Source organism: Tropicimonas sp. TH_r6, assembly GCF_033101155.1.
Lineage (GTDB): Bacteria > Pseudomonadota > Alphaproteobacteria > Rhodobacterales > Rhodobacteraceae > Tropicimonas.
On record NZ_JAWMPX010000003.1, the window covers coordinates 1 to 23,562 of the forward strand.

A 23,562-nucleotide genomic window follows, 5' to 3' on the forward strand; every position below is an offset into this window, starting at 1 on the left:
GATGAAGGAACACCTCCACAGGTTCGACGCACAGGGATTGGCAATCGGCTGAGCCCGACCAGACAGCCTGCCGCGTCGGTCCCGGGGCCGGCGCGGAGATTGCACAGAGCCTCCGCAGAGGCCGATTGTATCGCCGCCCCGAGCAATGCCTGTCGAAGGCGGCCAATGGATGAGCTGAAACCATGAAACTTTCCGCCGACACGCTTGGTGATCTGCATCCGGAGATCGCACGCCCCGCCTATGACCGCTCGAAAGTGACCGCCGGTATTCTCCATGTCGGTCTGGGGAATTTCCACCGCGCCCACCAGGCGGTGTATCTCGACGATCTGCTGGCAAAGGGCGGCGCGCCGGACTGGGGCATTCTCGGCGCCGGGGTCATGCCGGCCGACACCACGATGCGGGAGGGCCTGAAGGAGCAGGACTGCCTCTACACGGTGCTCGAACAGGATGCTTCCGGCGATGCCGGGCGGATCATCGGCGTGATGACAGACTTCGCACCGGTGAGCGCCAACCATGCCGGGATCCTGCGGGCGATGGAAAATCCTGCAATCCGGATTGTGTCGCTGACGGTCACGGAGGGTGGCTATTTCGTCTCCGCCGAGACCGGCGGGTTCAATCCCGACCACCCCGCGATCCTCGCCGATATCGCCAACCCGGATGCGCCGGGCACGATATTCGGCGCCATCGTCGCCGGACTGCGGGCGCGCCGGGCTGCCGGTCAGGTGCCCTTCACGGTCATGTCCTGTGACAATGTCCCTCATAACGGCGATGTCTGCCGCGCCGCCGTCCTCGGCATCGCCGCCGGACAGGATACGGAACTTGCCGCCTGGATCGGCGAAAATGTCGCCTTCCCCAATGGTATGGTCGACCGCATCACCCCGGCCACGACCGAGGCCCGCGTCACCCATCTGCGCGAGACCTTCGGTATCGAGGATGCGCGGCCGGTCTTCTGCGAGCCCTTCCGGCAATGGGTGCTGGAGGACAAGTTCACCGCCGGGCGGCCAGCGCTGGAAGAGGTGGGTGTGCAGTTCGTCCCCGACGTCACGCCTTACGAGCATATGAAGATCCGTATCCTCAATGGCGGCCACGCGATGATCGCCTATGCGGGGGCTCTGCTGGGGCTGACCTATGCCCATGACGCCATGGCGCATGAGCTTGTACGCGGCTTCCTGGAGAAGGTCGAGACCGAGGAAGTGATCCCGATCGTGCCGCCGGTGCCGGACACGTCGCTCACCGAGTATTTCAAGCTGATCGAGGCGCGCTTTTCCAACCCGCGCGTCGAGGACACCCTGGCCCGGCTCTGCCATGACGGCTCGAACCGGCAACCGAAATTCATCGTCCCATCCGCCGCCGACTGCCTCGCGGCGGGCCGCTCCGTCGATGGCCTTGCGTTGGCGAGCGCGCTCTGGTGCCGCTACTGCTTCGGAACCGGGGAACTGCACGAAGAGATCCCCGAGAACGATCCCGCCTGGGACCGCCTGGTCGAAACCTCCAAGGAAGCGCGCAACCGCCCCGAGGCCTGGTTGGAGATGAGCGATATCTATGGCGAGGTCGGCCAGTCCCCGATCTTTCGGGAAGCCTTCGCCCGTGCGCTCAATTCGCTCTGGGTCAATGGAACGGAAGCGACACTCAAAACCTATCTCGATGGCGCGCTGAGCTGAACGCGCCCTGAGGCCTCTGCCGCTCCGGATCGGGACATGGAAAAAGGCCGGCCTGTCGGGGAAGTCGACAGGCCGGCAAGTGAGCCGGTTCCGGCAATCCTGTGGTTTACGGGGACAGATCAGGATTTCGGCGGGAGCGGTGCACCCTCCGGCAAACAGGCAATCTTCTTGTCGGGCGTGGCCGTGCACTGCCCTGAAACGGTCTCGCCCTTGCCGCGCATGGTCATTGAACAGGCGTCATTCACCGCCTTGCCCGCACAGGCCTCGATGGCTTCGGGCGGAGGCCCCTCGGGGCGGTCGCCTTGCTGCTGGGCATCGGCAATGCTGGCCGCCGCCAGTACAGAGGTGGCGAGAACAGTGATGACGACCACACGTGCCAGCATCATCTGGCGCAGGTCTTTTGTCAGTCGGGTCATGTTGAAACTCCGCATCAATCGGTTCTGTTTTTCCCGCCCGGTTTTCCGAACGGGTTGGGTGTCCTGCACGGCGCCGTGGCGCCGGACAGGACGATCCTCCGATGTCACGTGTCCAGGAAGGACATTGGATTGGTCGTCGACAGGGTCGGAGGAAAGCCTTCGATCCGGGGTGTCAGCCCGGGACTGGAGATAGATCGACGGCAGCACCACGGGGGCAGGTATCGCCGGACAGACAGGGGTTCGGGGTCATGCTGCGGGTCCTTCTCGATTTGCGCGTGGTGCCTCGTTGGGCAACCGCCTCAAGGGGCAATCTCGCGCTCGAAGGTGGAGCCAGTTGGAAGCGAATACGAAAAACGCTCTGATCCCGCGAAAAAACAAACAGAAATCCACTTTTCCCTGTTCTTTCAATACACTGATCGGAGCTATTCCCGTGATCGCACCTGCGGCAGGAATGAAACACCTGCGGATTCCTCTTCGGGGGCTTCATACTGGCTTCACAAAGGTGGATAGACCTGCCGCCATGACATCCATCCGCCATTCCCTGGCGGCGCAATTTTTCGTCGCCTTTGCCCTTGCCGCGGTCCTGATCATCGCGACCCTTGTCGGCCTGACCGCCCTGTCGATGCGGGACGGGTTTTCCCGCTATTTGCTGCAGGCAGAGCTGTCGCGGCTGGACGACCTCGTGGTTGCCCTGACCGACCGCCATGATCCCGACGCCCCCAACTGGCCGGATCTCGTCGCCAAGACCCTGCTCTGGCACGAGATCCTCATAAAGACGACCGGCCCCGACGACAAAGGCCCTCCCCGTAGGCCCGCGCTCCTTGCCGCGCCGCCGGGACATCCCAAGCCGCCGCCCCCCGGTGGTGATCCGTTCCAGTTCGGCGACCGGACATTCCTGCTCGGTCCGGATGGCGAGGAGTTGATCGCCCCCGGCACGCGGGAACCGCTTTCCGCCCGCCGCCCGATCCCTGCCGCCGATCCGGACGCGCCGGTGCTCGGCTATGTCGGGCTGACCGCCCCGCGCGGGGCACGAACCATGGTCGGCCTCGTCTTCCTGCGCAGCCAGTATGTCACTCTCGGCATCGCGGCGCTCTTCGCGACGGCGCTCTCGGCGCTCGCCGCGATCCTTATGGCGCGCCAACTGCTCGCCCCGATCCGCGCATTGGAAGCCGGCGCGCGCACCTTGGCCGATGGCGATTTCGAAGCCCGTATCCCAAACACCCGCCGCGACGAGTTGGGACGGCTGATCGACCACACCAACTCCCTCGCTGCCTCGTTGCAGGCCGCACGCGACGCGACACAGCAGCTCATCTCCGATACGTCGCATGAGTTGCAGACCCCGCTTGCCGTGTTGCGCGCCGAGATCGAGGCAATGCAGGACGGTCTTCGGCAGGCAGACGACAAGACGCTGGAGGAGATGCATGATTCTATCATGCGGCTGTCGCGGCTCGTCGCCGATCTGAAGACGCTTTCCTTCGCGCGGGAGCAGCGGATCACCACCGTTCGCAGGCAGACGGATCTTGCCGCGCTGCTCGAAACCCGGCTGACCCTGGTCGCGCAGCGCATGGAAGAGGCCGGGCTGCGGCTGTCACAGGATATCGATGGGCCGATCCCGCTGACCTGCGACCCGGAACGGCTCGGACAGGTCTTCGACAACCTGCTCTCAAATGCGCTGCGCTACACGACGGCGCCGGGAGAGCTGCGCGTGAGCGCAGGCATCGAGGATGGCCGCGCCCTCGTGACCTTCGAGGACACGCCGCCAGCCCCGCCGGAGGAATCGATGGCGCAACTCTTCGAACGGTTCTACCGCGCCGATGCGTCGCGTTCACGGGCACATGGCGGCTCCGGCCTCGGCCTTGCCATCTGCCACGCCATGGTCGATGCCCATGGCGGCACAATAGCGGCCGATCTCTCACCGCTTGGAGGGCTGCGCATTCGCATCGCGCTGCCGCTGGAAGGACCGGAAAATGGACGTGAATGACAAGATCCTGATCGTGGAGGACGAGGCCGCACTGGCCGATATCCTGAAGCAATATCTCGAGCAGGCCGGATATGATGTCGAGATCCTGTCCGAGGGCCGACATGCCGTGAAGCGCATCCTGGACGTCGCGCCGGCGCTGGTGGTGCTCGACCTGATGCTTCCGGGCAAGGACGGGCTGACGATCTGCCGCGAGGTGCGGGCAAAGAGCGATGTTCCCATCATCATGGAGACGGCGAAGGTCGAGGAGATCGATCGTCTTCTCGGGTTGGAGCTCGGGGCGGACGACTATCTCTGCAAACCCTTCTCGCCGCGCGAATTGGTGGCGCGGGTGCGGGCGATCCTGCGGCGCTCCCTGCCTCGTGAGACGTCTGACACGGTTGATCCGCACCGGCTCGACCTCGACAGCGAGACCTGGAAGGTCAGCCTTGGCGGCAAACCCGTGGACCTGACCCGGCGCGAGTTCCAGCTACTGGAGGCGCTGCACCGACGCCCGGGACGGGTCTTCTCGCGGGCGCAACTGCTCGATCTGGTCTTTCCGGATGACGCCGCCGTCATCGACCGGACAATCGACAGCCATATCAAGAACATCCGGCAGAAGATGAAAGCCGTGACCGGGGATTGGGACCCGATCCGTTCGGTCTATGGCGTGGGTTACGCGTTCGAGAGCTGAACGGATCGGGCCGCGCCGGGCGACAGAAACCATGCATGCGACCTGAGCGGACCTTCGCAGCGCGCAGCGGGAGCCATGCCGGCGCCTGCCCGTGGGATGGCGCAGAGATGTCCGATGTCTGCCCTCAAACCCAGCCAAGTCCGAAGAAGTTCTATCCGTTGCGCGCCGATAACAAAGCGCCAGCCTGCCGGGACGGGCAGGCGCTGGCACGGCAACAAGCTCAAAAAACCAAGGCCGGCGCGCATCTCTGCGCACCGGCCAAACTCCGCGTCGGCGATCAGGCTCAGGCCAGCCCGTGCTCTTCCAGGCTGCGCACTTCCTGCGCCTTGAACTGGTTGAAGCGCGGCATGAACTTGTCCCACTCGACGGTATGGGCGTCGAATTCCGGCCCGTCGATACAGGCATGCATCCGCATTGGCTTGCCATCGCGCAGCACCGGCACCATGCAGGCACCGCACATGCCCGTCGCATCGACCATGATCGAGTTCAGGCTGACAACCGTCGGCACCTCGTAAGGCTGCGTCAGGTCGCTCACCGCCCGCATCATCATCGGCGGACCGACGGAGATAACCTCGGCCAGCTTGCGCCCCTTGGACATCTTGCCGTCCTTGAGCATCTCGCCCAGCGGACCGGTCACGAAGCCCTCGGTGCCGAACGTGCCGTCATTGGTGCAGTAGATGATGTCGAGCTGATCGCCATATTTGGCCTTCAGTTTGCCCATCCGGTCATCCTCGCCGGTCCAGAACAGGTGCCCTGCGGACCGGAAGCCGATGATCATAGTGGCGTGGTTGCCCTTCTTCAGATGCGCCTTGGCAATCGGCAGGATCGCCGGAAGGCCAACACCGCCAGCGGTGAAGACAACCGTCTCGTCCGCGCCGTAGGCATGCACATCGCTGGGCCGCCCGAGCGGGCCGGCAATGCCGGAGAAGGCCTCGCCTTCCTGCATCAGGTTGATCAGCTTGGAAGAGGTTCCGAGCCCCTGGATCACGATGTCGATCGTGCCCTTATCGGCATCCCAATCGGCCAGCGTCAGCGGGATCAGCTCGCCATCGTCACTGGCCAACACGCGGACGAACTGCCCGGCCTTCGCCGCCTTGGCCACGACCGGCGCATGGACCGACATCTCGACGATGCCATCGGCCACGTCGCGATGCACGGTGATGACCTGCCGCGCCTGTCCCATATCGGTATAGGCCTTGGCGCCTTCGACGCGCTTCTTGATCTCGTCGGCATCGAAGGGAATGTCGCCGACGATCTGGCGCGCAGCCGCCTGGCCGTCGCCCGCCGCAAGGATCGCCGTCGAACCGCCACGCGCCGCGTCGCCGCCCGTGTAGACATCCTTGATGGAGGTCTCCTGGCCTTCCTCGACCTCGATGGTGCCCCATTTGGAGAGCTTCAGATCCGGCTCCGCCTCCGGGATGATCGGGTTGGATTTGTTGCCAAGCGCCATGATGACCAGATCGGCCGGAATGGTGATCTGCTCGCCAGTGGCCTGCGGACGCCGGCGCCCGGAGGCATCCGGCTCGCCCAGCTCGTTCACATCGACGATGGCATGGGTGACGAAATGGGTGTGGCTGTCGCCGACGAATTCCGTCGGGCCGCGCAGCTCGGCCACCTCGATCCCCTCTTCCAGCGCGTGATGCAGCTCTTCGACACGGGCCGGCATCTCTGCCTTGGTGCGGCGGTAAACGATGGTCACCTTACCACCCAGCCGCCGTGCGGTGCGCGCGGCGTCCATCGCCGTGTTGCCGCCGCCGACGATCAGGATGTGGCGGTCTTTCACCTCGGGAAGCGGGGTCTCGAATTCCGGCGAGCGGCCGCGCATCAGGTTGACGCGGGTCAGGAACTCGTTCGCCGACATCACCCCGTTCAGGTGTTCGCCCGGAACGTTCATGAAGGTCGGCAGGCCGGCGCCGGAGCCGACGAAGATCTTCCAGAAGCCAGCTTCCTTGAGATCGTCCAGCGTCGCCGATTTGCCGACCACGAAATTCTTGACGAACTTGCCGCCCAGAAGGTCGATCTTCTGCACCACGTCATCGATCAGCGTGTTCGGCAGACGGAACTCCGGGATACCGTAGCGCAGAACGCCGCCCAGCTCATGGAAGGCCTCGAAGACGGTGACCGGATATCCCTCGACCGCCAGAAGGTAGGCGTTGATCAGGCCGGACGGGCCGGAGCCCACGATGGCCACGGGCGGCTTCTCGGCGCGTTCCCAGGGGCTGACGATACCCTTGAAGCGCTCCAGCCGATCCTCGTCGGCGAGTTTCTCATGCTCGGGCAGGTACCATTCCAGCTGCCCGATCTCGATCGGCCGCTTGGTGTGCTTGCACACCCCCTGGCACTGGTTCTCCTGCGGACAGACCCGGCCCGTGACGTTCGGTAGCGGGTTGGCGCTTTCGATCAGTTGCAACGCCTGCTTGATCTTGCCCTTGCCCATCAGGTCCAGCATCTCGGGGATGTGGATCTTGACCGGACACCCGCCGATCTTGGTCTCGGCGCGGTTGGCGATGCGCTCCTTGAGCACGCCAAGTTCGCAAGGCCGGTCATCGCATTGCTTGTCGCGCATGACCTCCAGCCAGACGAACAAATCCACCTCGCGCAGGGAATAGCCGAGCGCGCGGTAGCCGAGATAGCCGGTGTTCACCAGCTCGAAATCCTCCGCGCGATCTTCGGGCGGGCGGACATAGGGCGGGATGAAGCTTTCCGCCGGCCAGCCCTTGGAGAGCCCGTCGAACATCGGGTAGCGGCCCGAGAGATGGGTATCGAGCGCCTTGACGAACTTGCGCTTGTACTTGAGCGGCAGGTCCCAGAGGAAACGCTGCAGCGTGGTGGACATATCGTCCTCCTTGAGCAGCAGGTTCCAGAGCACACCGATGAACTTGCCGGAAATCTCAGGCTGCTGGAATTCCCAGGCCATGGCCTGGGTTCCGTCGGCGACGAAGATGTTCCTGAGCGAGCGTGGATCCGCCATCAGGTGCTTCTTCAGGACTTCGATCTGTTGCTGGAACAGATCGTCCTGTGTGGTTGAAGCCTCTACGTTCATTTGATGATCTCCGAGTCGCAGTTTGCGGCCACCTTGGCGACCCGCGCCCGAAGCTCGTCGGTGATCTCGAGGCTCTCAAGCGCGCCGGGGATGGTGCGGGCGACCGACTTGGCCTCCCCGTCCACGACGATCTTGGTCAGCTCGAAGAGCTCCGGGATCTCCTGGTAGCAGGTCTTGCAGTCCGAACAGAGCGGGATGTCCTCTTCCGCGATATGCGGAAGTGCACCACCATTGCCTGCCGCTGCCGGTGCCGGTGCCGCCGCAGGTGCCGTAGCCCCCGCAACAGGCGCCAGACCGCCGGTCAGACCGACCGCCGCCGGGGCGCCGGAGGCTGCTGCCAGCTCGCTCATGCCGGTGGCGATGGAGTCCATCGTCGCCTCGCGCGCCTCGACCGCCTCTTCGTATTGCTGCTGCAATGCGTCGATCTCGGCGTGATGCGCGGCGTCGAGCTTGTCGACCACCTGCCCGGCGAGGTGTTGCAGCGTCCGCCAGGACCGCCGCCGTTCCTCGACCAGATGCACCACCGTGTTGCCCACCTCCAGCTTGACGAGGCGCTTGTCGGCATCAGTGACCAGCACGTAAGGCACTTTATCGGCGCGTTCGGCCGGGGTCATGTCGATGAACAGCTCGACCGGAACCCCGTTGGCATTGGCGGCCAGCGGACGGAACTGCTTCTTGAAGCGGGTCTCGTCGAAAGCGAAATGCGCTGGCGTCAGCGGCACGTCCTTCAGCTGGAGCTTGCCATCCTCGATATATTCGAGGGTGAAGGTGGTCCAGTCCTTGTCCACCGCCGGGTTGCCGTCGAGCGAGAAGCGCTCCTCGATGGTCTCACCGGCCTTCGGGTCATGCACGAAGAGCGGGGAGACGCGGGCCTCTACGGCGAGCTTGGCGCGCTGCGAGGCGGCTGCGTCGGCGATGCCATGCTCGGCCTGACAGGGCGTGTAGACATCGAGCAGGGCCGGGCTGGAGCTGTGCTGAAGGTAGCCCATCAGGCTCTTGAGGAAGTGCCCCGGCATCGCCGCTGCCGATTGCACCACGAAGACTTCCGGGTGGAAGGCGGCGATCATGCCGAGTTCCTTGCGGTCTTCCTGCTTGCCCTGGCTGGCAGGTCCGAAGCGGGAAAGGTCGCTGTCCTGCCCCGAGAGCGAGGCCGTGGAGGCCTGCCCGCCGGTGTTGGAATAGACGCCCGAGTTGAGCACCATCACCTTCACGGGCGTGTTGGACGCCAGCAGCCGCGAGAGCGCGCCAAAGCCGATATCATAGGCCGCGCCGTCGCCGGAGATGTTGATCACCGTCGGCAGCAGCGCCCGTTCGGCCGGGTTGTAATCCTGCCATTCGAACTTGCGCAGGAAGGCGTCATCGGCGGTGTCATAGGCATCCGCCAGCTCGAGCTTGGCCACCCGCATCGCCTTGAAGTCGACATTGGCGGAGGCCGTGATCCCTTCGAAGATCCCCTTGGAAAGCGCCGGGCCGTCCTGGAAGAGCGAGTTCACCCAGGGGTCCTGGTAGGGGTTGTAGGGGAAGGTGGAGGCATAGACCGAGGAACAGCCGGTGGCGTTCGCCACGACCATCGCCGCCGGGCCATTGCCGGTCGGGCCGCCTTCCATCAGGAAGAGCCGCTTGTTGAGCACCGACACCGCCTCGGTGATGCGGGCCGTGCGGGCCGCGTCATCCCCGACCTGCGGAAGCTTTGCTTCCAACTCGGCGATCAGGTCCTCCAGCTCATGCACATGCGCCTTGAGCTTGCGGTCATGAATCGCATGGGTGGCCGAAACCACCTGGCGCAGGGCCGTCACCTCGCCGCAGCCGCGGCAAGCACCATGCCCGCCGGTCGTGGCGTAATAGGTGTCGCGGTCCAGCATCATGCGCTTGATGTCGCCGCCCGGATCGAAAGCGTGCTCGATGAAGCGCGCCGGCGTGTTCGGGGTCTTGGAGAGGAACTCGAACTCGGCCTGCAGCTTCTCCAGAAGCGGCTCATCCTGCTCCGCCTCCTTCAGCGCCGCCGGGCCGCAGACATCGATGCATTCGAGGCAACCGGAGCATTTCCACGGGTCCACGACCACGGAGAAGAGACCGCCTGAGCCGCCCCGTTCCGCTTCCATCGCGTCGAAGAAGGGCCGCGTGCGAGAGACCGGCAGCAGGGCCGCGCCTTCCGCCATCAGCTTGAGGTTGCGCTTCACGACCGCGCTCTCGGCCTCGATGGAGTCCACCACCTCGGCGACCAGCTGGCCGAAGCCCTTCGGCTCCTTGGTGGCGAGATAGGCGGCGCGGACATTGGCGCCGATATCGCGGATATGATCGCGCACCGTCTCGGCGGCGGCCGCCGGCATCTCGATCTCCTTGAGCGCCGTCTTCAGCAGGTCGTCAATATCGACAACTGTGGCCGGGATGGCGGCATCGGGGCAGACCATGGTGCATTCGAGACAGCCCGTGCAAAGCTCCGGATCCAGCACTGGCACATCGCGCCGGAAGAGCCCCTTGTCGCGCGCCGCCGCCGTACCGGAGGGCATGAACATGCCGACACCGGGCAGAACAGGTGCTTCACCAACCGTGCCCTCGCGGGTCGGGCGGCCAACGGTTTCCTCGAAATACTCGGCGTCAAACAGGCCGGTGGGCGAGGCATCCTGCGCGATCCGGCACATGGAGCCGGAAATTGCGGAGGAGAATTGCGGCGCGATATCGGCCTGTTCGGTCACCGCGGCGAAGTCGGGCGCGGAATAGTCGACCCGCACCGTCGCCTCGGCGCCATCGCGGATCACCGCCATGTTGCCATCGACAACCGCCTGACCCTTGCCGCCGAACTTCTTGGCGATCTGGGTCCGGATCTTCTCCATCACCGCCTCGGCATCCGCGCCTTCGGTGATGCGTTCAACATTGCCGCAGATGGCGCCGATAAAGGCGATGCCCATCATCCGCGTTTCCAGCTCGGGACGCGGCGCGTGTTTCTTGGCAATGGAGAACCCGTCGAGCACGAAGAAACGGATCTTCTTGTCGACAATAAATTTGCGCATCGTGGAGGGGAGTTCGTTCCAAACCTCCAACGGCGAGAGCTGCGATTGGAGAACGAAAGTGCCTCCCTCGACCAATCCGCGCAACGGATTGGAATGCGCAAAGACCTTGTGGTCCGGAGAGACCACCACTTCCACATCTTCCAGGTCCGCGTTGGTGATTTTCACCTGTTCGGGGCTGAGCGTGATGTAGTAATTCGTCGGGGCGCCCGATTTCTCGGAGCCGTATTTCGGCGCGGCCTTGGAATGAAGCTGCAAGGCGTTGGCGAGGATATCCGTCAAGAGCTTGCCGGTCGCGATGGTGCCGTAGCCGCCAACCGAGTGGAACCGGATGCGCAGGCCGCCATCGGGCAGCAGGCGCGGGTTGGGCTTGGTTTCCAGCGCCATAAGCTCGGTTTCGGGATAGGCCGCGCGGAGGCGGTCCTGAAGCTCGGCAAGCTGCGGGCTCGGGGTCTTGGAGAAGAATTGCGAGCCGAGGAAGACGAAGGGTTCGCAGCGCTCGTCCATGTTGTCATAGGCGGCGATCAGGTGCCGCGGCTGCAGGTCATGCGCGCCGAGGCCGAAGATCGCGGTGGTCAGCTTGGGCAGCTCCGTCAGCGCCGGGATGTCCGGGTAGCGCAGCTCGGCGGCGTTCTCAACCGCCTTGACCAGCGCCTGATTGACGAGACCGGTCAGCGCGGTGACGTCGGAGCGTTCGAGAATGGTGACCGCCCGCTTGCCCTTGAGCGCCTCGACGATCTCGGCCTCCGGGAAGGGCTGGAGCATCTTGACCGACACAACGCCGACCTTGCGGCCCTGGCGGCGCAGGTAGGAGGCAATCGCCTCGGCGTCATCGGTGACCGAGCCGAGCCCGACAAGCACGGTCTCCGCGTCGTCGCATTCGAAGGTCTTGACGGTGGAGTATTCGCGGCCCGTCAGCTCGCTGTATTCGGCCATCGCTTCGCGGACGAAGCGCGGCACGTCGCGGACGAAATGGGTGCGGTGGTCGACGGCGCCGGCCTGGTAGTCGGGCTGGTTCTGCACCCCGCCGGTGAGACCGGGGTTGTGAACGTCGACCTGCGCCGGAACGCGCTGCCGCGTCCCCTTCTCATGCGCGCCGAGCCATTGGCGGCGCCATTGTGCGTGCAGTTCCTCGGGCAGATGGGCGAGCGTTTCGCCGACCAGATCGCCGGCATTGTCGATTTCCACCGCCTCGGCATTGGCGTCGAGATAGTCGATGAGCGCGACATAGTCGGATTGCACGAGATCGGCGCTGTGGCGGCCGAGATAGCGCTTGAGATGGAAGACCCGGCCCTTGGCGCCGAAGAGCATTTCCTGGGCCACGGTCGGACACGGAATCCGCCCGTTCGGGTCGCCGACGAAGCGCTCGAGCAGCGCATCTTCCGGCATCATGCATTCGCTCATCATGTGCGAGGTGACGAAGCCGTCCATCGCGTTGGCGACGGGGATCATCGACATCGAGGAGACCTTGTAGGAGATCGCCGCGAGATCGGCCGCTTCCTGCGGGTTGGAGCCGAAGAGGATGGTGTAGCCGGAGGGCAGCAGCGCGTAGACATCGTCATGCCCGGCCATCACGTTGAGCGAGTGGCGGGAGACGGAGCGCGCGGCGACCTGCATGACGAAACCGCCGACTTTCTTGCCGACGGTCACGTAATGGCTTTCGATGCCGTAGAGGATGCCCTGCGAGGAGGAGGCGTTGGAGATATATTGACCGCCTGTGAGCGCGGCGCCAAGCGCGCCGGACTGGGCCGAATGCTCGCCCTCGGGTTCGAAGAAGAACGGATGCCTGTTCCAGATATTTTGCCCACCCCCGGCGCGGAACGCCTCGTAGATCTCGGCAATCTCGGTCGAGGGCGTGATCGGGTAACCGATGACCCCGCCGCAAACCTGCCCCATCACCTGGGCGATGGCGCCGTTGCCGTGGATTACGCTGGGTACACCGGGGAACTCCGGTGTCTTGGCTAGAGTATCTTTCATCTTGCTCACCGTTTTTCTTTCGGGTCGATTCTATGTGTTTTTGGTCGGACGATACATGTCACCTTCGGACACGGGATCTTCCGCAAACACGCCGCGCGCGCAGGTCTGCCCAAGGCACCCTATCATGGATTAAGGACCGAAACGGCCTTTTTGATGCCGCACCTTCGCGTTGTGACCGCTAACCCGAGCCATTCGGCCCAACATGTAAAAATTGGTAAGGAGTCCTGCCCTGACTTCGGCGAGTCCTGCCCGGGTGGAATTTCCGCCATGCGCTCAGAGCATGGCGGATCGCAAAAGATGCATAGCTAAAGATCGCCGACGAAACCGGCAAGATAGTTACGCTGCGGTTGCATTCATGGATTTGCCGCGACTCGGGCTGGAATATCGCCGTTTTGCCCGATTTCGAGGCAGGTTTCGCCTCTCGACGCGATGGCGTCCGCACAGCCCCAAGACCACCTCAGGCGCGTCCGCGACGCCCCCTCCAACCGCCCCGCCGGCGCGGTCCTGCGCCCTCGGCCAGCCCTTCGCGCAGCACACCACTCATCGGGTGGTCCGGCGCGGCTTCGGCATGGCGCGCGACCAGCGCTGGCAGCGCCTCCGCCGCCTCCATTCCCTCCGGCAGGGACAACGCCCAATCCATGAAGATCGAGCGGCATTCCGGCTCGGTAATCCCCTCGATGCGATAGGCTTCGCGGATCAGCGCCTTGGGGTCCAACCTGTCGCCTTTCATGCCCCGCCCTCCCCGGCATCGACCGGACGGTCCAGCGCCGCATCGATGACCTCCGCAGCCGCGGAGCGGCGCGCCTGCAACGCCGCAATCAGGCTCTCCAGATCCTCGAAACCGGTCTCCCGGGCGAGCACTTCCCGCGCGCCCTGCCCCAGCGTCTCCGGATCGAGCGGGCCATCCACCAGCAGCTTGCCAACGCTCTGCACCGCCCGCGCCAGACGGTAGGTCGCGGTGAGCTGTTCGGCTTCCGCCTTGCTCAGCCAGCCCCGACGCGCACTCCCCGCCAGTTGTGGCGCCGTCCGGCGCGCATGGGCCCCGGTCAGCAGCGCGCCCGCCTGCCCGACCAGTTCGACATCCTGCATCCCGCCCGGTCCGCGTTTCACATCCAGCACCCCTTGCTGCCCCTTGGCTTCCGCCAGCCGCCGCCGCATGTCGCGCACATCTTCGAGCACTTTGGCCCCATCGCGCGGCTGTGCCAGCACTGACAGCCGCACCGCTTCGATATCCTCTCGCAGCGCGAGGCTACCGGCCACGGGCCGCGACCGGGTCAGCGCGAGATGCTCCCAGGTCCAGGCCTCCCCCTTCTGATAGCTGTCGAAAGCGGCGAGCGAGGTTGCCACTGGCCCCTGCTTGCCCGAGGGCCGCAGCCGCATATCGACCTCATAGAGACGTCCCTCCGAAGTCGGCACCGTGATCGCGGTGAGCATGGCCTTGGTCAGCCGCGCGTAGTAGGTCGCGACGGGCAGCGGGCGCGGGCCGTCCGAGGCTTCGGCATCGCCGGCATCATAGATCATGATCAGGTCGAGATCGGAGCGTGAATTGATCCATCCCGCCCCGAGCGAGCCCATTCCAACAGCAACACCGCCGCGTCCCGGCGGTGTGCCATGCTTGCGGGCGAACTCGTAGGAGACCACTGGCAGCATCGCCGCCAGTACGGCTTCCGCCAGATCCGCATATTGCCGTCCCGCCTCGGCGGAATCGACGATGCCGCGCAGCAGGTGCACGCCGACCCGGAAATGCCATTCCTTGCGCCAGCGCCGGGTCACGTCGAGCTGGGTCTCGTAATCCTCGGTCTCCGACAGAAGCTGCCCCAGCTCCAGCGTCAGCGCCGTCCGGCCCGGCCAGGGCTCGAAAAAGGTGCCGCCGATCACCGCGTCCAGCACCCGGGAATTGCGCGAGAGATAACTCGCCAACGCCGGTGCCGTGGAGGCGATATCGACAATGAGCGCCCGCAGATGCGGGTTCGCTTCAAACATGGAGAAAAGCTGGACCCCGGCCGGAAGCCCCTGGAGGAAACCGTCAAAGGCCGAGAGCGCTTCCTCCGGTTTCGGGGCGGCATGCAGGCGCGCCAGCAGGTCCGGCTTGAGCCGTTCGAAGATCTCCTGCGCGCGGGTGGAGCGCATCGCCGGGTAGAGCCGCCAACGCGCGACGATCTCCGGTTCATCGGCGATCACAACCTCTTCGGCCCCCGCGACTCCGGGGGCGAAGAACCCCTCCGCCGTTTCGCGCACATCCGAGAGCCGCGCGGCGATCTCTTCCTTGAACGCCGCCGTATCGCCCTGCCCGCACATGCGCGCGATGAGATCGAAGCCTTCCTCGGTCGAGGGCAGCGCATGTGTGCGGGCATCGGCGACCATCTGCACCCGGTGTTCGATCTCGCGCAGGAAACGGTAATGCTCGGTGAAGCTCGCCGCGAGCCGGTCCGGGATCCAGCCCTTTTCGGCCAGTTGCGCCAGTGCCGGGACGGTCTCGCGAAGACGCAGGGAGGGGTCGCGCCCGCCGGCGATGATCTGCCGTGTCTGGGTGAAGAACTCGATCTCCCGGATGCCGCCCGGGCCGAGCTTGAGATCGCGCCCGTCGAGGCTGCCGGTCTCGTGCAGCCCCTTGTGCTCCTTGATTTTCAGCCGCATGTCATGCGCGTCCTGGATGGCAGCGAAGTCGAGATGGCGGCGCCAGATGAAAGGCCGCAGCCGCTCCAGATAGGCATTCCCGGCGGCAAGGTCGCCGCCACAGGGACGTGCCTTGATATGCGCCGCGCGCTCCCAGGTCCGCCCGACACTCTCATAATAGCGCTCGGCCGCCTCCATCGCGAGGCAGACCGGCGTGACCGAAGGGTCCGGGCGCAGCCGCAGGTCGGTGCGCCAGACATAACCCTCGCCGGTGATCTCGCTCAGCAGCGCCGTCATCCGCCGCGTGGCCTTGATGAAGCCCGCGCGCGCGTCGAGAAAGTCGGCTTCCTCGTAGCGGCTCTCGTCAAAGAGCATGATCAGGTCGATATCGGAGGAATAGTTCAGCTCATGCGCGCCCATCTTGCCCATGGCCAGCGCCACCATGCCCCCCGCCTCCGGCAGATCGTCCAGCGTCTGGCCGGGAAACTTGCCGCGCTCGAACTCGCGCGCCAGCACCGCCTTCATCGCCAGATCGACCGAGAGGTCGGCGAAATCCGTCAATGCGCCGGTCACCTGCTCCAGCGACCAGACACCGGCGAGATCCGCCAGCCCGGCAAAGAGCGCCACGCGCCCCTTCGCCCGCCGCAAGCCGGATTTCAGCTCGCCCTGCGACATCGGTCGCAGCCGTTCATATTCTGCCGGCAGAACCTCCGACGGGTCGCGACTGAGCGCCTCGGCCAGCCAGTCCGTTTCCCGCGTCATCAACGAGCGCAGATAGCTCGAGCACCCGGCAGCCCCTTCAAGGACCGCGCGCGTCTCCGGCGGCAAGCTGGCGAAGAGAGATTGCGCATCGGCCCCGGCTTCGGGGTTGAACGGGATGGGTGTGCGGGTGATACGGGCGGCAAAACTCATGTGGGTTTGATGGCAAGGCGGAGCGCGCGGGTCAATGAGAGACGGTAGCGCGGTGACGCCGCAGCGGTCGGCATCCGCCGCCGAAAGGGAGTGTCGACATGAGCAAGAGCCTGAAACGGGTCCGCGCGGCGCTGGAGGCCTCCGGGTTTTCCCATGAGCTGCGCGAGATGCCAGACAGCACACGAACCGCGCGCGACGCGGCCGACGCCATTGGCTGCACGCTTGACCAGATCGCCAAATCCATCGTCGTCGAGGGGGAGGAGAGCGGCCGCCTGACGCTCTTCGTCACCGCCGGGGGAAACCGTGTCTCGACCGCGCGCATCGCCGGGATCCTCGGCGAGCCGACCCACCCCGCCTCCGGCGCCCGCATTCGCGCGGTCACCGGGTTTGCCATTGGCGGCGTTTCGCCGGTCGGGCACAAGACCCCGATCCAGGCCTATTTCGACCCGCGCTTATCCGCCTTTGAGACGGTCTGGGCGGCGGCCGGCACCCCGCGACATGTCTTTGGCATCACCCCGGACGATCTGCGTGTGCTCTGTGGCGCAGAGGCGGCCGGGTTTGTCGAGGACTGACCGGGGCTGGAACCGGCTTCGGACGGCCAACGGACACTGAACCGAGTTTTGACCGGCACGGAACACGGCTGAGGTTTCGCTGTGTGCGTCGGCCGGGAACGCTCCTCCCGTCCGAATAACCCGCCAGACAGGCTCATCCAAAAAAATGTAAACTCTTTTCACATCACCTATTGACCCAACCCGCCAGCCCCCCCATCTTTCATAATGTGAAAGGCATTCACATCAATCGAAACGAGGAGAGACCAATGACAACCGTTACCCACGTCACCAACCCGTCCTGGTTTGCCCGGGCCGAAGGCTGGCTCGACGACCGCGGCAAAGGGGCCTGGATCGCCGCGATGATCCTCGGCTTCATCTTTTTCTGGCCTGTCGGCCTCGCCCTTCTTGCCTACATGATCTGGAGCAAACGCATGTTCAACGGTTCCTGCCGCAGCGCCCGCCGGGCGCATCACCGCAACTACCGTGCCGCCATGAAATCCAGCGGCAATTCCGCCTTCGACGCCTATAAGGAAGAGACCCTGCGGCGCCTCGAAGAGGAGCAGGGCGCTTTTGAAGCCTTCCTGCAACGGCTGCGCGAGGCCAAGGACAAGGCCGAGTTCGACAGCTTCATGGATGACCGTGCCCGTGCCGCCCGCACCGGTGACGACGGCACCGAAGAGGCCCAACCGGCCTGACCCTTCCCCCCCGGGGCGCCTGCCCGACGGGCGCTCCCACAAAGGCGCGCGGCTTTCCCCGAAGCCGCGCGCCGTTGCAAATTCGGAGAACAATTCACAGATGAGCTATATGAGCGAACCCTATTCCGGCCTGCCCGACCCCGACCGCGAGGGCGCCTATTATGCCGATATCCCGGTCAAACGCGCCATCGCCTGGGTCATTGATGCCGTGATCATCGCCCTGCTGACCCTGCCGGTCCTGCTTGGAACGGCCTTCATCGGGATCCTCTTCTACCCGCTGCTCTGGCTCTTCGTAAGCTTTGTCTACCGGACCTTCTCCATCGCTGGCGGTTCGGCGACGTTCGGCATGCGGCTGATGTCCATCGAATTGCGCAACTGGCGCGGCGAGAAGCTGAGCCTGCCCGAAGCCTTCATGCACACGCTGATCTACTCGGTCTGTTTTTCCTTCCTGCTGCCGCAGATCGTCTCGATGGGCCTGATGCTGACAACCGCCCGCGCGCAAGGCATCCATGACTTCGCCCTCGGCACAGCAGCGGTAAATCGCGGCCGATAACCGCGCGCTCGGCAAGGGGGGTTGGCGACGCTTCCAACCCCTGTTACCGTTTCATAAACCATTTCGCGACAAGCAACCGAGAATGCGGCACACCCTCCCCCTCGCCCCTCAGTTCTACGTGACGGCGCCGCAACCCTGCCCCTATCTCGAAGGGCGCATGGAGCGGAAGCTGTTCACCGCGCTGCAGGGCGAACATGCGGAGGTGCTCAACGACACGCTCTCCAAGCAAGGCTTCCGGCGCTCGCAGAACGTGCTCTACCGGCCCTCCTGCGCCGATTGCACCGCCTGCCTCTCGGCGCGAATCCGGGTCGATGACTTCACCCCGTCGCGCAACCAGCGCCGCGTGCTCAAACGCAACAGCGCGTTGCGCCGCGAGGCGACCTCGCCCTGGGCGACAGACGAGCAATACACCCTCTTCCGCCGCTATCTCGACAGTCGTCACGCCGATGGCGGCATGGCCGACATGGACGTGTTCGAATTCGCCGCGATGATCGAAGAGACTCCGATCCGCACCCGGATGGTCGAATATCGCGAGAAAGGGCTGGAGCAATGCGACGGTCCCGACAGCGATCTCGCCGCGGTCTGCCTGACGGATGTGCTCGATGACGGGCTGAGCATGGTCTACAGCTTCTATGAACCGACGCTGACGAAGCGCTCGCCCGGCACCCATATCATTCTCGACCATGTGGAGATCGCCCGCGCTGCCGGGCTGCCTTATGTCTATCTCGGCTACTGGGTCCCGGGCAGCCGCAAGATGGGCTACAAGGCCAGCTTCGACGCGCTGGAGATCTTCAAGGGCGGTCAGTGGCAACCCATCGGCGATCCGACCGCGCATGACAGCGAGACCCACCCGCTCTCGGTCGACCCGATCGCCGAGCAGGTCGCCCGTATCACCCTGCCGGACACCCGCCCGACCGGCGGCTGACATGCAATTCCTGTCCGCCGTCACTCTTGTCGTGCCAGATTACGACGCGGCCATCGCCTTCTATTGTGGCAAGCTCGGCTGGGCCTTGCTGGAAGACATCCCCCAGGGCAGCAAACGCTGGGTCACCATCGCGCCGGAAGGGAGCCAGTGCCGTTTCGTGCTGGGGCGCGCCGAAGGGGCCGCGCAGAAGGCTGCCATCGGAAACCAGACGGGCGGTCGGGTCGCGTTCTTTCTCAGCACGGATGATTTCGCCAGCGACCACGCCGCCATGCGCGCCGCCGGGGTCCGCTTCCGCGAAGATCCGCGCCACGAGCCCTATGGCATTGTGGCGGTCTGGGAGGATCCGTTCGGCAATAGCTGGGACCTGATCGAGCCGAAGGGCTAGGGGCTGCCTCTCTCTACGCGCCTCGTTTCATGCCCGACATGCAGGGGGGCGGCCGTCGGCCATGCGCACAGGGAACCGGGCAAACGCCTGTCCCCGGGACGGTCCTGACGCGGCAGCCTCACCCTGTTTCCGCGCCCTCCTTCGCTCTACCGCACGACTTGTCTCTCAGGTCGCGGCAGAAAAACCGCCTTCCCATTGCGCTGCCATATTGCCGATAGCCTGGCCCATCTTCTTGTCATTGGCCGCCTTGCGTTCGGTATCCTCATTGATCTCGCCGCCGGCCAACCCACCATGTTTGTGCAACTGCGCGTTGTTCTTGCGCAGCACGTTGTGCATCGCCTCGTGATAAATGATCAGCGACCGCTGGTGCACGGTCTTCAGGTTGGTCAGGAATACCTCTGAACCGACGACAAGCCGCCCATCGACCATCTTGCCCTCAGTCGCGCCATCAGAGCCGGCCAGCTCGCTCGGCTCATAGCCGGCGAAATGCGCGCCAACCACCGAGCGATCGGCATCCGGCACGATATAGATGCAAAGATCGCAGTCGAATGCCGCAGGCTCCACATATTCGGACCGAACGCGGATCCGGCTGAATTTGCTGCTGAATTCGAGGATCGGATCGAACATGCGTTTGACGTCCTCGACCTGCTCCTGCCAGTTCTGCTGAAAGGCATATGGGTTGGCGAGAAGAATGCGAAAAAGGGACATGATTTCCTCCGGCGCATGCCGAAATATGGCACGCCTTGGTTTCGGACAGGTTCTGAAAACCCGCTCAGGATAACATGTTCCGGCGCCAAAATCACGCGGGCGGCCCAAGGGCCGCCCGGTTTGGCATCTCGCTATGGGATCGGCTCAGTTGCCGATCAGGTTGGGCAGGATGGTCACCACCGACGGGAAGAGCCACAGCAAGCCCAGCCCCGCGACCTGGATCAGCACGAAGGGGATCACGCCGCGATAGATATGGCCCGTCGTGACCTCCTTGGGCGCCACGCCGCGCAGGTAGAACAGCGCGAAGCCGAAGGGCGGCGTGAGGAAGGAGGTCTGCAGGTTCACCGCGATCATGATCGTCACCCATTTCGGGTCCATCGTGCCGCCATAGATCACCGGCCCGACAATCGGGATGACGATATAGATGATCTCCAGGAAGTCGAGCACGAAGCCGAGGATGAAGAGCACCAGCATCACGATCAGGAAGACGGTGATCTCGCTGTCATAGCTGCGCAGGAATTGCTGGATATAGTGCTCGCCGCCAAAGGAGATGACGACGAGGTTCAGCAATTGCGAACCGATCAGGATGGTGAACACCATCGAGGTCACCTTTGCCGTCTCCCGAACGACCGGCCGCAACACGCCCTTGGCGAAGAGCACCCAGCAGGCATAGAGGATGCCGAACATCGCGTAGAGATAGGCGCCCTTGGCGACGAGGAAGGCGATCCAGTTCTCGAAGGTGACCACTTCCTGGTTCACCCGCAGGTCGAAATTCACGCCAACAAGGATCATGATGATGATCGCGAAAGTGGCCCAGATGATCACCCCGCCCTTGCCGTCATCCTCCGCCAGCCGGCGATAGGCCGCCAGCATCAGCGCGCCACCAGCGCCAAGTGCGGCGGCCGGCGTCGGGTTGGTGATGCCGCCGAGGATCGAGCCGAGCACGGCGACAATCAGCACCAGCGGCGGGAAGACCACGCGCAGCAGTTCGTTCTGCCCCAGCACCCGGGCCGCCGATCGGCAGCTATAGAGCACCATCGCCAGCGGGATTGCCAGCAGCAGCACGGTCTGGCCGGGCGTTGTGAGCGGGCCGATCAAGGCGGCGTCCACACCAAGGGCCAGAAGCACCCCTGCCCCGCCGATCAGCAGATCGCGCGGATCGCCCTTCGGCGCCACACCGCGCGCGGTGGTCAGCACGAGGCTCAGCAGCAGGAAGCCGGTGACAAGGGAGCCCGAGAGGATCGGCGCGTTGGCGATCTTCTCGGCCTTGGCCGAAACGAGTTCTTCCTCTGTCAGCTTGCGGCTCTCCTGCACGCCGCCCGCGGCATCGATGTCCGATTGCTGGGTCACGGCCGCATTCCAGGCCTCCTGACCATGCAGGTCGATCATCGCCGCCTGGCACTGCTCGCCAACATTGGTCCGCAGGCTTGCGGTCTTGCCGGCATCGGAGAAGCTGTCGACGGTCACATCCTGTGAGCCGATGACATTGGCCGAGGAGAGGAAAATCGTGCCAGCGATCAGCGCCACCGGGACGAAGAGGAACCATGTGAGCCCGTGGCGGCGGCCGATATGCTCCCCGTCGCCGTCATCCATCGCCACGGGGGGCGCCTTGGACGGGTTGAGGAGCGCGTAGCCGAGCGCATAGGCAGCATAGAGCACTGCCAGCAGGATGCCCGGGACGAGGGCGGCCTGGAACAACGTGCCGACCGAGACCACGGCAGGCTGGCCGAGATAGGTCAGCGCATCCGAACACCCGACAAGCTGGGCGCGTTCCTCCTGTGCCGCCGAGTAGAGGTCCCCCGCCAGCGTGCCGAGCAGCACGATGACGATGGAGGGCGGGATGATCTGTCCCAACGTGCCGGACGCAGCGATGACGCCGGTGGCCAGCTCGGGCGAATAGTTGTTGCGCAACATGGTCGGCAGGGCGAGCAGACCCATGGTCACGACCGTGGCGCCGACAATGCCGGTGGAAGCGGCAAGGAAGGCGCCAACGACCACGATGGAGACCGCGAGACCGCCCGGCAGCGGCCCGAAGACCTTGGCCATCGTGGTCAGCAGGTCATTGGCGATCTTGGAGCGTTCCAGCGTGATGCCCATCAGCACGAACATCAGCACCGCCAGCAGGGTCTCGATGGAGGCGCCGGCGAGCACGCGCTCGTTGATCCGGTTGACGATGAAGGAGAGGTTCCGGTCCATCGCCTGTTCCCAGCCCCCCGGGAAGACCGGCATGGCCTCGCGCGGCAGGTCCGGATATCGAAACACCGAGATCGCATCCGCCGCGACGCCGGAACTGACAACCTCCTTGTAGGCTTCGGACGACTTGTCGATCGCCTGGTGGATCAGCAGTCCGGCCGAGTCCAGCGAGGCGATTATGCCAAAGGAGATGATGGCGGCGCCACCGATGGCGAAAGCCACCGGGAAGCCGGAGAGGATTGCACCAAAAAGGCACAGGAAAACGATGATCAGGCCGATTTCGACCCCGTCGAGTCCAAGAAACATCTGTCCTGCCCCTTAGTGGATTTCTGCGACCAGCTCGGCATCCGCATCGCCCAGCTTGTCCTTGTCGAGGTATTTGCCTTCGCTTTCGTGACCTTCCCGCAGCTCCAGCCAGGAGCGGTAGAAGAAGGCGATGGCCTGCAGGAAGACCATGCCGGCGAAGGCGACGAGCAGCAGCTTGAAGAGGAAATAGGCGTTGAATCCATTGGGCGAGAACCCGATGGTCTCGACATTCCACTTCACGATGCGGGATTTCTTCAGCATCAGCTCAAGCTTGTCGGAGGCCGAGATCTTGGGCGTGATGAGATGGCGCCACATGAAGAACCAGCCATACATCCAGATCAGCACGGCCATCGGCATCATGAAGATCAGGCTGCCCACCATGTCGATGATCTTGCGGGTGCGCTCGCGCACCACGGCATAGACCAGGTCGACACGGACATGGCCGCCCTGCACGAAGGTGTAGGTGGCACACAGCGCGACGATCATGGCGTTGTAGAGCTTGAGCTCCTCCGACCACCAGGAGACATCGAAGGTGATCGTCTTGCCGAAGCCGATGGAGATCTGGGAGGCTGCGAAGATGCGCTGCATGAAGACGATGACGATCTGCTGCAGCACCATCAACAGGCCGGCCCAGGCGAAGAAGCGGCCGACCGAGTTGGCGAAGAATTCCAGTCCGATGACAACGCCCCAGAGCAATCTGCGCGAGAATATCCCGATTGCGGTGATCGTCAGGAACGCCGTGAAAACGACAAAGAAGAACTCAACCGATCCGCCGTAATAGGCGAAGCGCATGATTGCTTCCTTGCTCGACCAGTCGAGCCATAGACCCGGATGCGAGATCGCGTAGAAGAAGTTGTAATAGGCTTCGATGATATTGGCGACGACCCACCCGATGAAGGTGCCGCCCCATGCCTCGACCAGTCCCATATGGCCTGTCCCCCGAAGGTATTCTTGTCGTCCCG

Annotated in this window: 16 protein-coding genes; 8 read left to right on the forward strand and 8 right to left on the reverse strand. The window is 64.4% G+C overall.

The window, feature by feature from the left end:
* Positions 1-182: 182 nt before the first annotated feature.
* Positions 183-1,661: a mannitol dehydrogenase family protein gene (locus R3X27_RS04040; protein ID WP_317707548.1), complete on the forward strand. Its 1,479-nt coding sequence runs from the start codon at positions 183-185 to the stop codon at positions 1,659-1,661.
* Positions 1,662-1,780: 119 nt separating this feature from the next.
* Here the strand turns inward: R3X27_RS04040 and R3X27_RS04045 are convergent, their stop codons facing one another.
* Positions 1,781-2,077 carry a hypothetical protein gene (locus R3X27_RS04045; protein ID WP_317707549.1) on the reverse strand — a complete coding sequence of 99 codons (297 nt, stop codon included), beginning with the start codon at positions 2,075-2,077 and terminating at the stop codon, positions 1,781-1,783.
* 520 nt (positions 2,078-2,597) lie between these two features.
* Between R3X27_RS04045 and R3X27_RS04050 the strand changes: the two genes are divergently transcribed.
* Positions 2,598-4,058 (forward strand): ATP-binding protein, encoded by a 1,461-nt coding sequence (locus tag R3X27_RS04050; RefSeq protein WP_317707550.1) that lies wholly within the window; start codon positions 2,598-2,600, stop codon positions 4,056-4,058.
* Positions 4,045-4,728 (forward strand): response regulator, encoded by a 684-nt coding sequence (locus R3X27_RS04055; RefSeq protein ID WP_317707551.1) that lies wholly within the window; start codon positions 4,045-4,047, stop codon positions 4,726-4,728. Before R3X27_RS04050 ends, R3X27_RS04055 begins: the two co-directional genes overlap by 14 nt.
* A gap of 283 nt (positions 4,729-5,011) precedes the next feature.
* Here the strand turns inward: R3X27_RS04055 and R3X27_RS04060 are convergent, their stop codons facing one another.
* The 4 genes from R3X27_RS04060 to R3X27_RS04075 form a co-directional block, all read right to left on the reverse strand.
* Positions 5,012-7,771, reverse strand: coding sequence for a sulfide/dihydroorotate dehydrogenase-like FAD/NAD-binding protein (locus tag R3X27_RS04060; protein WP_317707552.1), 2,760 nt, complete (start codon positions 7,769-7,771; stop codon positions 5,012-5,014).
* Entirely contained in the window at positions 7,768-12,756 is a 4,989-nt protein-coding gene (locus R3X27_RS04065; protein ID WP_317707553.1) for a 2-oxoacid:acceptor oxidoreductase family protein, read from the reverse strand. The genes R3X27_RS04060 and R3X27_RS04065 overlap by 4 nt, the downstream gene beginning before the upstream one ends.
* Before the next feature lie 457 nt (positions 12,757-13,213).
* Positions 13,214-13,486 (reverse strand): hypothetical protein, encoded by a 273-nt coding sequence (locus R3X27_RS04070; RefSeq protein ID WP_317707554.1) that lies wholly within the window; start codon positions 13,484-13,486, stop codon positions 13,214-13,216.
* A complete protein-coding gene (locus R3X27_RS04075; RefSeq protein WP_317707555.1) occupies positions 13,483-16,284 on the reverse strand; it encodes a glutamine-synthetase adenylyltransferase in 2,802 nt (933 codons plus the stop codon). The genes R3X27_RS04070 and R3X27_RS04075 overlap by 4 nt, the downstream gene beginning before the upstream one ends.
* Before the next feature lie 98 nt (positions 16,285-16,382).
* On the opposite strand from R3X27_RS04075, the gene R3X27_RS04080 reads away from it, so the two are divergent.
* The 5 genes from R3X27_RS04080 to R3X27_RS04100 all read left to right on the forward strand — a co-directional run bounded on the left by R3X27_RS04080 (position 16,383) and on the right by R3X27_RS04100 (position 19,393).
* On the forward strand, positions 16,383-16,856 hold the full coding sequence (locus R3X27_RS04080; protein ID WP_317707556.1) for a YbaK/EbsC family protein: 474 nt from the start codon (positions 16,383-16,385) through the stop codon (positions 16,854-16,856).
* A gap of 245 nt (positions 16,857-17,101) precedes the next feature.
* A complete protein-coding gene (locus tag R3X27_RS04085) occupies positions 17,102-17,530 on the forward strand; it encodes a DUF2852 domain-containing protein (RefSeq protein WP_317707557.1) in 429 nt (142 codons plus the stop codon).
* 100 nt (positions 17,531-17,630) lie between these two features.
* On the forward strand, positions 17,631-18,083 hold the full coding sequence (locus R3X27_RS04090; protein WP_317707558.1) for an RDD family protein: 453 nt from the start codon (positions 17,631-17,633) through the stop codon (positions 18,081-18,083).
* 82 nt (positions 18,084-18,165) lie between these two features.
* Positions 18,166-19,008, forward strand: coding sequence for an arginyltransferase (locus tag R3X27_RS04095; RefSeq protein WP_317707559.1), 843 nt, complete (start codon positions 18,166-18,168; stop codon positions 19,006-19,008).
* Between the two features lies 1 nt (position 19,009).
* Positions 19,010-19,393 (forward strand): VOC family protein, encoded by a 384-nt coding sequence (locus R3X27_RS04100; protein WP_317707560.1) that lies wholly within the window; start codon positions 19,010-19,012, stop codon positions 19,391-19,393.
* Between the two features lie 165 nt (positions 19,394-19,558).
* Here R3X27_RS04100 and R3X27_RS04105 read toward each other — a convergent pair whose 3' ends face one another.
* The 3 genes from R3X27_RS04105 to R3X27_RS04115 form a co-directional block, all read right to left on the reverse strand.
* Positions 19,559-20,101 carry a hypothetical protein gene (locus R3X27_RS04105; protein ID WP_317707561.1) on the reverse strand — a complete coding sequence of 181 codons (543 nt, stop codon included), beginning with the start codon at positions 20,099-20,101 and terminating at the stop codon, positions 19,559-19,561.
* A 144-nt stretch (positions 20,102-20,245) separates the two neighbouring features.
* Entirely contained in the window at positions 20,246-22,600 is a 2,355-nt protein-coding gene (locus R3X27_RS04110) for a TRAP transporter large permease subunit (protein ID WP_317707562.1), read from the reverse strand.
* A 12-nt stretch (positions 22,601-22,612) separates the two neighbouring features.
* The gene (locus R3X27_RS04115; protein ID WP_317707563.1) at positions 22,613-23,527 is read right to left on the reverse strand and encodes a TRAP transporter small permease subunit; all 915 of its coding nucleotides are present in this window, start codon (positions 23,525-23,527) and stop codon (positions 22,613-22,615) included.
* Between the last annotated feature and the right edge of the window lie 35 nt (positions 23,528-23,562).